The following is a 14,433-nucleotide window of genomic DNA, read 5'->3' as shown; positions in this document are numbered from 1 at the left end:
TCATAGCTCCAAAATGATTTTTCCGATGTGTTGGCTGCTTTCCATCAGCCGGTGGGCGCGGTCGGCCTCGGCTAGCGGAAAGACTGAATCTATCACGGGTTTGATTTGGCCGGATTCCAGTAATGGCCAGACTTTATCGCGCAATTGCCCGGCAATGTTGGCTTTGAACTCGTCGCTACGGGAGCGTAAGGTCGAACCGGCCAGCGTCAGACGTTTCATCAACAGCGCGGCCAAATTGATTTCAGCCTTGCCGCCGCGCTGAATCCCGATTTGCAACAAGCGGCCGTCAATCGCCAAGCTCTTCAAATTACGCGGCAGATAATCGCCGCCCACCATGTCCAGAATCACGTCGACGCCTTTACCGCCGGTGAAATCCAGCACGGCTTCGACGAAATCCTGTTGCCGGTAATTCACGGCAAGGTCGGCACCCAATTCCAGGCAGCGCCGGCATTTTTCGTCGCTGCCCGCCGTCGTGACGACGCGGCTACCGAAGGCTTTTGCCAGCTGGATCGCCGTGGTGCCGATGCCGCTGCTGCCGCCATGTACCAATAGCGATTCGCCGGCTCGCAATCCGGCCCGGTCGAAAACGTTGCTCCAAACCGTGAAAAACGTTTCCGGCAGTGCGGCGGCCTCGATGAAGCTGAATTCGCGCGGTATCGGCAGGCTACAGCAGGCACTGGCCAGGCAATATTCGGCATAACCGCCGCCGGTGACCAGAGCGCAGACTGGATCGCCGACACTAAACCCGGTTACCGCGCTGCCGATTTCGGCTACAGTGCCGGCAACTTCCAGACCCAGGATGGGGGAGGCGTCCGGCGGCGGCGGATATAGGCCCTGGCGCTGCACCAGGTCCGGCCGGTTGATGCCGGCGGCTTTGGTGTGGATCAGAATTTGATTCTCGCGCGGAGACGGTTGCGGCCAGTCCTTGACGACGAGTTCTGTGGTATCGGCGTTGGTTTGAAGCTGAACGGCGCGCATGATGTTAAGGATTGCTGGAGGAGTGTCGTATTATATGCGGCCCAATTTAGCAGAAGTATAGTTTCCACGAGAGAACCCATGGTACGAGCAGGTATTGTCGGCGGTACGGGATACACCGGCGTCGAGTTATTAAGAATTTTGGTGTTGCATCCGCAGGTGGATGTCACAGTCGTCACCTCCCGCGCCGATGCCGGGTCGAGAGTGGACCAGTTGTATCCCAGTTTGCGAGGGTATTGCGATTTGCAATTCAGTCCGCCGGAACTGAAGTATTTGCAGGAATGCGATGTGGTATTCTTCGCGACCCCGAACGGCACGGCCATGTTGATGGCGGCAGCGTTGCTGGAGCGGGGGATCAAAGTCATCGATCTGTCCGCCGATTTCCGGATTAAAGACCCAGCCGAATGGGAGAAATGGTACGGCATGCAACACGCCAGTCCGAGTTTGATCGATGAGGCCGTGTACGGTTTGCCGGAGGTAAACCGGGAGCAGATCAAGCAGGCGCGCTTGATTGCCTGTCCCGGCTGTTACCCGACTGCTGTGCAATTGGGTTTTTTGCCTTTGCTGGAAGCTGGGATTGTAGATGCGAACGGATTGGTGGCGGATGTCAAATCCGGCGTCAGCGGTGCCGGGCGCAAGGCGGAAATATCGTCGTTAATGAGCGAAGCCGGCGAAAGTTTCAAAGCCTATGCGGTTGCCGGCCATCGCCATTTGCCGGAAATCAGGCAAGGATTGGCGCGTGTCGCAGGCAATGCGGTGGGATTGACCTTCGTGCCGCATTTGACGCCGATGATCCGCGGGATTCACGCCACGCTTTATGCGCGTTTGCATGGTCGCAGTGCCGATTTACAGGGGCTGTTCGAATCACGTTTTCGGGAAGAGCGCTTCGTCGATGTGTTACCCGCCGGTAGTCATGCCGACACCCGTAATGTCCGCGGCAGCAACCGCTGTCAGATTGCAGTACATCAGCCGCAGGGCGGCGATACGGTGGTGGTTTTGTCGGTGATCGACAATTTGGTTAAAGGCGCTTCAGGTCAAGCGGTGCAAAACATGAATCTAATGTTTGGTTTGGCTGAAGCAGCTGGTCTTGAAACGGTTGCGCTTTATCCTTGAGTTTAGATAAAGTTGAGCAATAAAAAACCGCCTGCCGGACAATCCGGACAGGCGGTTTGTTTTTAATTGAGAGCCTGCAGCTGCTTAAGCGGTGAGGGTTCGCTTTTTGCTGTTGATCCGCCAGCCAAATATGCCGCTTGCCAACAGTAACAAGCTGGTAGGTTCCGGAACGCTGGCGCCAGGGCCTGGGGAGGTGCTGGCAGTAGTGCCGACCAAAGACGCTAATTTGAAATAGTCGTTGCTATTGGTGAGCTCGGTCGATGGATCGCCTTTGCCGGTACCCCAAGTGCTGCTATAAGCGCTAATCAACCAGAAACTGGATGACAGGTTGTTAGGGTTGATGTCTTCCACAACATTTTGAGCCGTATTGTAGCTACCGACAAATTCCCAGCCGCGAGCGAGCAAATCTGAAATTTTTTCGTTGCTAATGTCTCTATCGGTTGGCAGTGCATTGTTTGTCAGCGTTCCAGTGTATCTCAGGACCGAGATGTCTGAATCGTAGCCGGAAGTCACCGATGGCCAGCCTATCGTTAATTTATCTAAAATTGTGTCGGAGTCGAACCGAAAAAGCAGCGCTTCGATATTGCCTACGTTGTCGGTTGCGTGCTCAGGCGAGGTTGTGCTTTCGCCGCTGGTTGTTACACCTAGTCCACCGGAATATTTTCCCACGGTCGCGGAAGCAAAAGTCGAAGTCGCACTGGTTCCTACTGAATACGCGTTGATGCTTGTAATACCTGCGGGTGTCGCCCCCCCGAGGGTCCATGTTGTGGCGTTTGCCGCAAACGGTGTTAACAGCAGTGTTGTGATAGCCAAATATTTCCGGATCATAGAGTCCTCGCAATTTTTTGAATTCATTTTCTTCCGTTATTGTCTGTGCCGGTCTGGAAATAACAATTGTACTATCGGCCATAGAGCAAAACGCTTTTGTCGAAATTTGATAAGCATTTATTGGGCCATTATTTAATTTTGTTTAAATTCATATTGTTACGGTTAAGGCTCGCTGAGTGGGTATAGGTATTGTAAAAAAACACGACAGACCTTACCCGTCCGAATTTCAGCGCAGCTTGTCCAATAAAGCCTTGGCTTGCTCGTGCCCGTTGAACGCCGTATTGGTTTTCAGTGCTTCTTCCAGTTCTTGTCTGGCTTCTTCCCGGCGCTGCATTTGATTTAATGCGACAGCGATGTGATAACGGATCTCGGGGTCGTGCGATTGCAGCGAATGTGCGTTGCGCAGGTAGTGCAAGCCTTGTTCGGCTTGGCCTGCGTTGACTAGAATCCAACCCAAAGTATCGTTGGTCGCCGCCTGGTCGGGAGCCAGTTTATGGGCTTGCTCGGCTAAAGAAAGTGCTTTGTTGTTGCCGACATTCAAATAAACATAGGCGAGGTTGTTTAAGAATTGCGGTTCGCTCGGGAACTGCTTGAGCAACAGATCGTAATATTTTTCGGCTTCTTTGAAATTCCCGTTTTTTAATAATTCGCTGGCCAAGGCTGCCATCGGTGGGTAGTCTTGGGGATGCTTTTTCACCCATTGTTCCAATAAATTGAAGGCTTTATCCGGCTGGTTGGTTTTCTGCATGCTTTCGAAAAGCTGCATCAACGACGTGGTATCGGGTTCCAGTTCGAACGCCGTTTGATAGTGGCTGTTGGCCACGCTGAAATTGCTGTCGTGGACTGCAATGTCGCCCAATAATTGGTGTGGAAAGGCCCGTTTGGGGTAGCGTTTCAGTAGGCTCTCGGCCCGGCTTGCGGCAAATACCGGCTTGCCGTGGTTGAGTTCCATTTCGACCAGGGCAATCTGCGATGGAATATGATCTTCATCGACCAATACCGCTTTTTTTAAGGTCTTGATGGCTTCGAAATAGTCGCCGGCATCGATTTGGTAACGAGCCGCTTTGTAAAGCTGTTTGACGTTGAAGCGGGCTTGGTCGGCCATGCGGATAAAAACGCCCAAGGCCTTTTCTCGATTATTGTTGGCCAAGTAACTGCGCGCCAGCGCATCGATCACCTGCAGATTATTCTTATCGATCACTTCGGCTGCTTGAGCCGCGGCACTGGCTTCAGATGTTTTGCCCATCTTCAAAAACAAATCGACCGATGCCAGCAGCACGGGGAGCGATTTTGAATCGAGCTTTTTGGCGCGTTCCAGCCAATCGTTGGCAGCATCGAGACGTCCGGCGCTTTGCTCGACTTTGGCCAGTTCCACTAAAATGTCCAGATTATTCGGGTCTTTTTGACTCAAGGCTTGCAGACGTTGTCTGGCTTGATCGAATTTACGTTCGCCAACGTCGAGTTTGCTCAAGTTAATTTGAGCGGCGAGAAAATTCGGCTCCGAATCGATGGCCTTTTCGAAGCTCTGTCTGGCCTGCTTGTATTGGCCGTTGGCGACTTGGGTGGTGCCTAGCAAGTTCAGCAGTGTTAAATTTGTTGACGCTCGTTTGTAGAGTGTCTGTGCGATTTGTAAGGCGCTTTCAGCGTCCCCTTGGCTCATTTTCAGTGCCACCAGCGGAATGCCGGCGTCCAAGGAGTCGGGATTGTGCTTATACGCCGTCTCCAAATCTTGGATTGCCGCTTGCTCGTGGCCCATTGCCAGCCGGTTAAGGCCGATTTCGGTTTGCAAGTCGCCGTTACCGTCGCTCATCGCGGTGGCTTTGCCGAACATGATGTTAGCCATGTCGTGCTTGCCGGCCTGCATGAAGGCGTTCCCCAACAAGTATGCGAGTCGCTGGTCTTGCGGGTTGCGCATTTGGATGGGGCGGAGCAATTCAATAGCTTGTTCAGGCTCGTTTTTTTTCAGCAGAACGTTCGCCAGCAATTTATACGGGCCGGATTGCTCGGGGAATTGCTTCACGTAGAGTCGAAGGTATTCCGCAGCAAGGTCGAAGCGCTGCAGGCTGTAGTTCACCAAGCCGGACAGCATCAAGGTCGAGCTATGCGCCGACAGGTATTCCGGTTTGATCGATGAAAGGGTGTCGGCCGCGATGACCAACTCCTTAGCGGCTGCGTCTTTTTGGTTGTTCCGATCCAATATTACCGCGTTCAGGTAGGCGGCTTTGGGTTCGAACGGGTACTTTTCGCGGACATACTGCAAATCCTGCTTGGCTGGTTCGTCGCGTTTTAAATCCATTAGCAGGCCGGCGCGGGCCAGGCGCGTGTCGATATGGTCCGGATTGAGTTCGACCGCTTTGTCGTAAAACTTGAGCGCCTCCTCCAACTCCATATTGGCGTGTTTGATCGAACCCTTCGCGAACCAGGCTCCGTGGTCGTTTGCCTGGATTTGCATGGCTTTATCCGCCGCCGCTTCGGCACCTTTCCGGTCGCCGCGTTTCAATAGCGCATTGGCACGGCCGACCGTCGCCGCCACGTAGTTCGCATCGATTTGCGCCGCACTGTCGAATTCGTTCAAGGCTTCGCTGATCTGATTGAGCTGCAAATAAGCGTTTCCGCGGAATACATGTAATGCGGGACGCAACTCGGTGCTAAAGCGTACCGGATCGATCTCCTTAATTAAATCGTTGTAGCGGATTTGATAGGTGTAGAGTTTTGCCAGATTTTCGACGATTAACGCCGGGTCGACGCCGTGTTGTTTGGCGAGATTCAGTTGCACTTCCGCAGCCGATAAGGATTTCTGCTGCAAATAGATATCGCCGAGCAATATATGGGCCGCGACGTAGCGGTCGTTTTGCTGCAAGGCGTTCTTCAAATGGATTACCGCTTCGTCGTTTTTGTGTTCCCTGTAGGCCTGTAAGGCCTGCTCGTAATACTGTCCGGCCAGAATGTCGTCGGCCAGGGCAACTTTTTCCGGGGTCAATCCTGCAACCAGCAGCCATGTGCCCAGGGTAAGACGGTAAGGTAATTGGGATTTGCGCATGAGAAGACCGTTTCCGTTCATTGAGTCCGCATAGAATAGCCGCAAAGCGGATTTGTCTCCAGTTGCGCCGGATTGTCGATTCGATTGCCTGCAGGCTTTGGGACTGGGGATGACCAAACCGGCGGGCGCTGGGCGCTTACTTGTGGTGGGGCCGTCAAAATCTTGGCTTGTGTCTGTAGCGCTTTGTTTTTAAATTAATTTTTATTGTGGTCTGGTTTTTGCTTTTTGGCCGTTAGAGTAATCTGGCGGAATTGCAATGGACACTTTAAGCTTTCAGCAACAACAAAAAGCCGAGCGTTTGACCGACGCTTTTCGGCTATTCAACGAACTTTCCGCGAATTTGACCCATTCTTACCAGGGGCTGGAAGAGCAGATCGCCCAGTTGAACCGGGAGTTGGCCGCCGCCCGCAACGAGCGGCTGCATACCTTGGTCGAGAAAGAGAAGTTGGCTAGCCGCTTGCAGCAAATTCTGGCGGCATTGCCGGCCGCGGTGGTCGTGTTGAACGCCCAGGGCATGGTGATCGACTGCAACAATCATGCAATCGATTTTCTCGGTGAACCGGTGATAGGCCAATTCTGGTCCGAGGTGGTCGGCAGAAGTTTGCAGCCGGTCTTCGAATCGCCACACGAGCGGCAATTGCGCGACGGCCGTAAAGTCAATATCACCCACAACGTGCTGGGGAACCACGCCGAGCAAGTCATCCTATTGTCCGACGTCAGCGAAATCCGCTCGTTGCAGGAGACCTTGGTTCAGCAGAAGCATCTCAGTGCGATGGGGGAAATGGTGGCCGGTCTGGCGCATCAGGTCCGTACCCCGTTGGCGACCGCGATCTTGTATGCCTCGCAAATGAGCCGGCCTGAAATCGCCGAGGACAAACGTCGGCAATTTTCGGCAAAGATCCTGGAACGTTTGCACTATCTGGAGCGGCAGGTCAACGACATGTTGATTTTCGCCAAACAGGGGCGGATGGCGATGCAGGGTTTCTCGTTAACCACGTTGTTGGCGCATTTGAGCGAAGCGGGCGATGGCTATGCCGGCCAATTGGAGATCGCTAACATGGCCGGCGACCTGGAGTTGTTGGGAAATCAGGATGCCTTGCGCGGCGCGCTGTTGAATTTGATCAACAACGCTGCGGAGGCGGGCGCTCAAAAAATCCGGCTGCGGGCGATGGCCGGTGTCGGCGGCATCGACATCAGTGTCAGCGATGACGGCCCCGGTATTCCTCCCGACCAGCGGGCCAAATTATTCGAGCCTTTTTTTACCACCAAATCCAACGGCACCGGCCTGGGCCTGGCGGTCGTGGATAGTGTTGCCAGGGCCCACGGCGGAAGCGTGTGTTGCCGTTCCGAGCATGGAAACGGCACCTGTTTTACGTTGACCTTGCCGTGTCACAACCACTATGAGTTAAGCCTTTCAGCGGACGCCAATAATATGGAGATCAACCATGAAGCAGTATGATGTTCTGGTCGTAGAAGACGACGTCGCGCTCTGCGAAGCCTTGTGCGACACTCTGGAAATAGAAGGTTACCGCGTGGTTTCCGCCAAAAACGGCACTGAAGCGCTCAGCCAATTGGCTAAACATGCCGTGCGTTTGGTGGTTAGCGACGTGCAGATGCCGGTCATGGACGGTATTCAGTTGCTGCAGAATATTCAGCAAAAATTCGCTGAAACCCCGGTCTTGTTGATGACGGCTTATGGCACCATCCCTAAAGCGGTCGAAGCCATGCAAGCCGGTGCGGCCGATTATTTGATCAAACCGTTCGAGGCCACGACCTTGGTCGACAAGGTTGCCGCCTTGGTTGCGCCGATGCCGCAAGTGCCGATCGAGCGTGTGGTCGCCGACGATGCGATGAAAAAGCTGTACGCGCTGGCCGGCAAGGTGGCGAAAACCAATGTGACCATGCTGTTGGAAGGCGAGAGTGGTGTCGGTAAAGAGGTTTTGGCGCGCTACATCCATAAGAATTCCCACTACCATGCCGGGCCTTTCGACGCGATCAACTGTGCGGCGATTCCGGAAAACATGCTGGAAGCAATGCTGTTCGGCTACGAGAAGGGGGCTTTCACCGGCGCGATCCAATCCGCGCCTGGAAAGTTCGAACAGGCGCAGGGCGGTACGCTGTTACTGGACGAGATTTCCGAAATGGACATCGCTCTGCAGGCCAAGTTATTGCGGGTGTTGCAGGAGAAAGAAGTGGAACGTCTGGGCGGCCAACGCAAGATTGCGCTGAACGTCAGAATTTTGGCGACGACCAACCGCAAATTGAAGGAATACGTGCGGGAGGGCCGGTTTCGCGAGGATTTGTATTTCCGTCTCAGCGTGTTTCCGTTGAAGATTCCCGCGCTGCGCGAGCGCAGGCAAGATATCGTGCCGTTGGCGCAGCAATTGGTCCAAAAACATACCGCACCGGGGCGGCCGCTGTGTCGTTTCGACGAGGCCGCGCTGGACAAGTTATGCCGATACGCTTGGCCCGGCAACGTGCGCGAGTTGGAAAACGTCGTGCAACGTGCCTTGATTTTGCAAAATAACGGTGTCATCGGCGCCGATGAGCTAATTTTGGATGACGAGGCTGCAGTTTTGCCGGCCCAGCCTGCCGCCGGGCAAACTATTGCCATAGAATCCTGGCCCTACGATGCGGCTATCGATATCAACGAAGCCGGCAGTCTGAACGATGGCGTCCGCTCCGCCGAAGAAAAGATTATTTTACAAATGTTGCGGGATGTCAGCGGCAGCCGGAAGGCCACGGCGGCCAAGCTCGGTATCAGTCCGCGCACCTTACGTTACAAAATTGCGCGAATGAAAGAAGCCGGGGTAGCAGTGCCTGGTTAGTCATGTTGGCCTGAAAAATGCTTGCCAACCGGTAGGCAACTTATAAAGAGTCAATATCATGTCAGACATCAACGTCAACCAAGTCCTGGCCCAAATGCGGGCCATGTCTATCGAGGCCGGCGGCAAAGCGCAACCGGCCGATACCAGCGGCGATTTCGCCGCGATGTTGAAACAATCCATCGATTCGGTAAGCCAGACCCAGCAGACCGCCAATAATTTGGCGAAGTCGTTCGAAATGGGCCAGAGCGATGTCAGCTTGGCCGAGGTGATGATTGCATCCCAAAAAGCCAGCGTCTCATTTCAAGCCATGTTGCAAGTCCGCAATAAGCTGGTCGACGCTTATAAAGACGTCATGGGCATGTCGATTTAGGTTAACGGAAGTCGGCCATGAGCGAGTTGGACAGAAATCTACCGATGGATTCGCGGTCTCAAGAGACCGCCGAGACCAGTAAAATGCAACAGGCGCTGACCGGCCTGAGCAAGTTGCCGGTATCGCGCCAAGTCGGTTTGATGCTGGGATTGGCTCTGAGCGTGGCCATCGGCGTTGCGGTGGTGCTGTGGTCGCAAGCGCCGGCTTTCGATTTGCTGTTCGCCAGCGTTGCGGAGAAGGACTCGGCGGAAATACTCGATACGCTGACGAAGATGGGCGTCGACTACAAAGTCGAGACCGGTTCCGGAGCCATCATGGTGCCGGCCGACAAAGTCAGGGAAATGAAATTGAAACTGGCGGCGCAAGGCCTGCCGCGCAGCGCCAGCCTGGGTTACGAACTGCTGGACAAGGACAACGGTTTCGGTGCCAGCAAAAGCGTCGAACAAATGCGCTTTCAACGCGCCTTGGAAGGCGAGATTGCCCTGACCATTCAAACCATTCAAAACGTCAAGGCCGCTAAAGTGTTATTGGCAATCCCCGTGCAATCGGTGTTTGTCCGCGAGCGGAAAAAACCCAGCGCATCGGTGGTCGTGGAACTTTACCAAGGCCGGACGCTGGAAAAAGAACAGATCGAATCAATCATCCACTTGGTCGCGTCCAGCGTGCCGCTGATGGAAGCCAGTCAAGTCACGGTGGTGGATCAGAAGGGTCGCCTGCTGAACAGCAAAGAGGCCGGGGAAGATATCACGCTGTCCGGTAAGCAATTCGAGTACAAGAAAAATATCGAAGAACACTTGCGCGAACGCATCGAAAACATCCTGACGCCTTTGGTGGGCGGAGACGGCATGCGTGCGCAAATCTCGGCCGACGTGGATTTTACCGTCACCGAAAAAACCCAGGAAATGTTCAACCCCGATCTGCCGGCCTTGCGCAGCGAACAAACTCAGGAAGAAACCAATTCTTCGTCTAAAGTTCAAGGTGTGCCCGGCGCGCTTTCCAACCAGCCGCCGCCGACCGGCGTGGCTCCGGAGGTGGCGAGCGGCCAGGAAAAAACCGCAGCCGGCGAATCCGGTGCGGCCAGCAAGTCGGCTACACGGAATTACGAGCTGGATAAAACCATTACCCATACCCGTTTGGCGACCGGCGCGCTACGCCGGCTGTCGGTCGCGGTGGTGGTCGACGACAAAAAATTGGTACAAACCGACGGCAAGGTCACGCAACAACCCTATTCGCAGGAAGATTTGAATCAGCTCCGCGATTTGGTCAAGCAGGCGGTGGGCTACGACAACAGCCGCGGCGACCAAGTCACCGTGACGAACGTGGCCTTTAAATTGCCGGACGCATTGGAAGAACTACCTTCGGAGCCGATTTGGGATCAGCCGTGGTTCGCCAGCGCGATGAAACAATTGGGGGCGGTGTTGGTGGTGTTACTGTTGATCATGGGCGTGTTGCGGCCGGTATTCAAAGGTTTGATCACCAAGGAAGAACAGTTGCTGGCCTTGGAAGAGGCGCGGGCGATTGCCGAAGCGACCGGTGGCGTCGTGCGCTTTGATGAAGAAGGGCGGCCGGTAGCGGTTCCGGTGGAAGTCGATCGGGAAACCGGCGAAATTCACGCCTTGCCGAGTGCGATGGAAGATTTGCTGCTGCTGGAAGCGCCGCAAAGCTACGAAAAACGTCTGGAGTATGTACAAAAAATGATCGACGAAGACCCGAAACTGGTCGCGCAGGTCATCAAAACCTGGTTGAAAGACGATGGCTGAGGACGACAGATATAGCAAGGCGCAACGCGCTTCGTTGCTGCTACTGGCAGTCGGCCAGGACCGGGCGGCGGCGGTATTGCGCCACATGGGGCCGAAGGAAGTGCAGCTGGTCGGCTCGACCATGGCGCAACTGGGTTCTATTACCTCCGGCGTGATCGATCAAGTGCTGGAAGAATTCATTATCGAAATCAAGAACGAAACCGGTTTGGGCTTGGACTCGGACGAGTACATTCGCAATATGCTGACCAATGCTTTGGGCGCGGACAAGGCCGGCAGTATCATCGATCGTATCCTGCTCGGCGCCAACAGCAAGGGTATCGAGCAGTTGAAGTGGATGGACACCCGGGCGATCGCCGATTTGATCCGGCTGGAGCATCCGCAGATCATTTCCATCATCCTGTCCTTATTGGACCCCGACCAGGCCGCCGACGTGTTGACGCTGCTGCCGGAGAACATGCGTTCCGACCTGCTGATGCGGATCGCCACGCTGGAAGGCGTGCAGCCGGCCGCCTTGCGCGAGTTGGACGATATCATGGAAAAACAATTGACCGGCAGCGACGGCGTCAAGTCATCGCAAATCGGCGGTATCGACGCTGCGGCCAATATCCTCAACTTCATCGAAAGCGCTATCAGCGATCCGATGATGCAGAACATCAACGAAGTCAATGCCGACTTGGGGCAACGCATCCAAGACAAGATGTTCGTGTTCGGCGATCTGATCAACGTCGACGACCGCGGTATACAAACCTTGTTGCGCGAAGTATCCACCGATCAACTGTTGTTGGCCTTGCGCGGTGTCGACGCCGCACTGCGCGACAAAGTTTTCGCCAACATGTCGCGGCGCGCGGCGGAAATGTTGCGCGACGATTTGGAAGCTGCGCCGCCGGCTCGGCTCAGCGAAGTCGAAGCCGCCCAAAAAGATATTTTGGCTATCGCCAAACGTCTGTCGGATGCCGGCGAATTGAGTCTGGGCGGCGGTGGCGGCGGTGATGAATTCGTCTAAGACGCCGCGGTTTTCCGAAGACGAACTGCAGGCCTTGAATCCCTGGACCGGGCTGCAGGATTTTAAGGCGCCGCCTCATTCGGAACCGGTGGAACTGGAGCAGGCGACCGAAATCCTGACGGTGGAACAGATCGAGGAGATTCAGAAGCAGGCCTACGATGAAGCCTTCGAGCAAGGCCGGCAGCAAGGTTTTGCCGAGGGCAGGGCCGAAGGCCTGGAGATCGGCCGTAAGCAAGGTTATGAAGAAAGTTTGCACTTGCTGCAAAAACAGGCAGCCGAATTGGCCGGATTGCTGGATGCCTTGAGCGAACCGTTCAAACAGCTCGACGAGGCGATAGAGCAAGAGTTGGTCAGACTGGCGATTGCGATTGCCAGCCAGCTGATCCGCCGTGAGTTGAAGTCAGAGCCGGGCGAAATCGTTGCCGTGGTCAGGGAGGCAATTAAGGTCTTGCCCTTGGCTTCGCAGAAGGTCACCGTCAATTTGCACCCGGAGGACGCGGCTTTGGTCCGTAGCGCCTTGAAACTCGACGAAAGCATGCCGCCCTGGCGGTTGCAGGAAGATCCGTTGCTGAGTCGGGGTGGCTGTGTCGTCGAAACCGAAGTCTCCAGGGTCGATGCCAGCGTCGAGAGCCGGATGGCGGCCGTTATTGCGAATGTGCTGGGCGGGGACCGGCGCGAGGACGCCGAGAAATGATAGTCAGCGCCGACCGTGCCGAACTGTGGTTGGCCCGGCTGCGGCCTTACCGGCAACGTCTGCATGAGCCGCTGGAAATGGTGGTCGAGGGTAAATTGTCGCGCATGGTGGGTTTGACCCTGGAGGCGGAGGGTTGCCGTGCGGCGATAGGCTCGTTGTGTCAAGTCGTCACCAAGTCCGGCAAAATCATCGCTGCCGAGGTGGTCGGTTTCAGCGGCGCGCATATTTACCTGATGCCGACCGGCGATACGCATGGCCTCGAGCCCGGTTGCCGGGTAATCCCAATGGGCAAAAATAGTCTGGCGCGGGTTGGCTTCGGTTTGCTGGGGCGGGTATTGGACGGGGCCGGAAATCCGCTCGACAGCAAAGGCGCGTTGGATACCGACGCCAAGGTGTCGTTAGCCGGTACGCCGATTAATCCGTTAACCCGAAAACCGATTCGCGAAGCATTGGATGTCGGCGTCAGAGCCATCAATGCCGTTCTCAGCGTTGGCCGAGGCCAGCGCATGGGCTTGTTCGCCGGTACCGGGGTCGGTAAGAGCGTGTTGTTGGGGATGATGACCAAGTTTACCAACGCCGATGTCGTTGTGGTCGGCCTGATCGGTGAACGCGGTCGCGAGGTCAACGAATTCGTTCTGAAAATTCTGGGCGAGGAAGGTCTGCGCCGGGCTGTGGTGGTGGCGTCGCCGGCCGACGATTCGCCATTGATGCGGATGCACGGCGCGATGCTGGCCACCAGTATTGCGGAGTATTTTCGCGACCAGGGTCTGGACGTCTTGCTGTTGATGGATTCTCTGACCCGGTACGCTCAAGCGTATCGGGAAATCGCATTGGCAATCAACGAGCCGCCGGCCACCAAGGGTTATCCGCCGTCGGTATTTGCCAAATTACCGCAATTGGTGGAACGGGCCGGTAACGGTGACGTGGGCGGCGGCTCTATTACCGCCTTTTACACGGTACTGGCCGAGGGCGACGATACCAACGACCCGATATCCGACGCCGCGCGCGGCGTTCTGGACGGCCACGTTGTGTTGTCGCGTAGTCTGGCGGAATCCGGCCATTATCCGGCCATCGATATCGAAGCATCGATCAGCCGGGTAATGCCGGACATCGTCGAGGCAGAACATATGCAGATGGCGCGGGATTTGCGACGCCTGTATTCCATATATCAGCAGAACAAGGATTTGATCAGCGTCGGCGCTTACCGTTCCGGTTCCGATCCGCGGATCGATCAGGCGGTGGCGAAGAACGCGGCGATCATGGATTTTCTGCAACAAAGCATGGACGAATCGGTCGACCTCAGCCGCAGCATCAGCGAGCTGGCGCAATTGTTGGCAAGCTGATGAAAAAGTCGCAGCGCTTGAATGTGGTGATCGAATTGCACGCCCGTCAGGAGCAGGATGCGTTGGCGGCATTGGGGGGTGTTCAGCAACGTTTGCGCGAGCAGCAAGCCCAGCTGGACAGCCTGCTAAATTATCGGGTGGAGTATTTGCACAATTTCGCCGTCCGTCAACAAAGTGGAATACCGGTCAGCCAACTCATGGAATTCAGAGCCTTTTCGGAAAAATTGGACAGTGCAATCGATAGCCAAAGGCAAGCGGTTGCGCAGCAAGAACGTGAAGTCCAGCGCGCGCGCAAACACTGGGAGGATTCCCGGCAGCGGACCAAAAGCCTGCGGAAAGTCAGTGAATTGGCCTTGGCGGAAGAGATAAAAAACGAACAAAAGCGCGAACAGGCCGAGCAAGACGATCGGGCTGCACGCACGGTAAACGGTAATGGCACGGGAACTGCTTAACCGTAACAAACTGACAGGAGAATGGTT

General features: G+C 55.4%; 12 protein-coding genes. 9 read left to right on the top strand and 3 right to left on the bottom strand.

Annotation, left to right across the window (positions count from 1 at the left end):
• Positions 1-978: an NAD(P)H-quinone oxidoreductase gene (locus ACH518_RS16850; RefSeq protein ID WP_445370916.1), complete on the bottom strand. Its 978-nt coding sequence runs from the start codon at positions 976-978 to the stop codon at positions 1-3.
• A 78-nt stretch (positions 979-1,056) separates the two neighbouring features.
• Between ACH518_RS16850 and argC the strand changes: the two genes are divergently transcribed.
• Positions 1,057-2,088, top strand: coding sequence for an N-acetyl-gamma-glutamyl-phosphate reductase (gene argC / locus ACH518_RS16845; RefSeq protein ID WP_445370915.1), 1,032 nt, complete (start codon positions 1,057-1,059; stop codon positions 2,086-2,088).
• 84 nt (positions 2,089-2,172) lie between these two features.
• On the opposite strand, the gene xdp1 is transcribed toward argC, so the two are convergent.
• On the bottom strand, positions 2,173-2,916 hold the full coding sequence (gene xdp1 / locus ACH518_RS16840) for an exosortase-dependent surface protein XDP1 (protein WP_186289583.1): 744 nt from the start codon (positions 2,914-2,916) through the stop codon (positions 2,173-2,175).
• 226 nt (positions 2,917-3,142) lie between these two features.
• Positions 3,143-5,956 carry an XrtA/PEP-CTERM system TPR-repeat protein PrsT gene (prsT, locus tag ACH518_RS16835; protein ID WP_445370914.1) on the bottom strand — a complete coding sequence of 938 codons (2,814 nt, stop codon included), beginning with the start codon at positions 5,954-5,956 and terminating at the stop codon, positions 3,143-3,145.
• Between the two features lie 256 nt (positions 5,957-6,212).
• Between prsT and ACH518_RS16830 the strand changes: the two genes are divergently transcribed.
• Genes ACH518_RS16830 through fliJ form a run of 8 tightly spaced genes read left to right on the top strand, consistent with a single transcriptional unit; the run spans position 6,213 to position 14,406 of the window.
• The gene (locus tag ACH518_RS16830) at positions 6,213-7,415 is read left to right on the top strand and encodes a sensor histidine kinase (RefSeq protein WP_445370913.1); all 1,203 of its coding nucleotides are present in this window, start codon (positions 6,213-6,215) and stop codon (positions 7,413-7,415) included.
• A complete protein-coding gene (locus ACH518_RS16825) occupies positions 7,402-8,784 on the top strand; it encodes a sigma-54-dependent transcriptional regulator (protein ID WP_278211565.1) in 1,383 nt (460 codons plus the stop codon). The genes ACH518_RS16830 and ACH518_RS16825 overlap by 14 nt, the downstream gene beginning before the upstream one ends.
• A gap of 58 nt (positions 8,785-8,842) precedes the next feature.
• Positions 8,843-9,154: a flagellar hook-basal body complex protein FliE gene (gene fliE / locus ACH518_RS16820; RefSeq protein WP_140912566.1), complete on the top strand. Its 312-nt coding sequence runs from the start codon at positions 8,843-8,845 to the stop codon at positions 9,152-9,154.
• 17 nt (positions 9,155-9,171) lie between these two features.
• Positions 9,172-10,914, top strand: coding sequence for a flagellar basal-body MS-ring/collar protein FliF (gene fliF / locus ACH518_RS16815; RefSeq protein WP_445370912.1), 1,743 nt, complete (start codon positions 9,172-9,174; stop codon positions 10,912-10,914).
• A complete protein-coding gene (fliG, locus tag ACH518_RS16810; protein ID WP_140912568.1) occupies positions 10,907-11,917 on the top strand; it encodes a flagellar motor switch protein FliG in 1,011 nt (336 codons plus the stop codon). The genes fliF and fliG overlap by 8 nt, the downstream gene beginning before the upstream one ends.
• Entirely contained in the window at positions 11,904-12,611 is a 708-nt protein-coding gene (locus tag ACH518_RS16805) for a flagellar assembly protein FliH (RefSeq protein ID WP_140912569.1), read from the top strand. The genes fliG and ACH518_RS16805 overlap by 14 nt, the downstream gene beginning before the upstream one ends.
• Positions 12,608-13,954 carry a flagellar protein export ATPase FliI gene (gene fliI / locus ACH518_RS16800; protein ID WP_140912570.1) on the top strand — a complete coding sequence of 449 codons (1,347 nt, stop codon included), beginning with the start codon at positions 12,608-12,610 and terminating at the stop codon, positions 13,952-13,954. The genes ACH518_RS16805 and fliI overlap by 4 nt, the downstream gene beginning before the upstream one ends.
• On the top strand, positions 13,954-14,406 hold the full coding sequence (fliJ, locus tag ACH518_RS16795) for a flagellar export protein FliJ (RefSeq protein WP_445370911.1): 453 nt from the start codon (positions 13,954-13,956) through the stop codon (positions 14,404-14,406). Before fliI ends, fliJ begins: the two co-directional genes overlap by 1 nt.
• The last annotated feature ends 27 nt before the right edge of the window (positions 14,407-14,433 follow it).

The organism is Methylomonas sp. HW2-6 (assembly GCF_052474525.1).
Note: the sequence above shows the minus strand (reverse complement) of the source record. Positions and strands in the feature narration are given on the sequence as shown.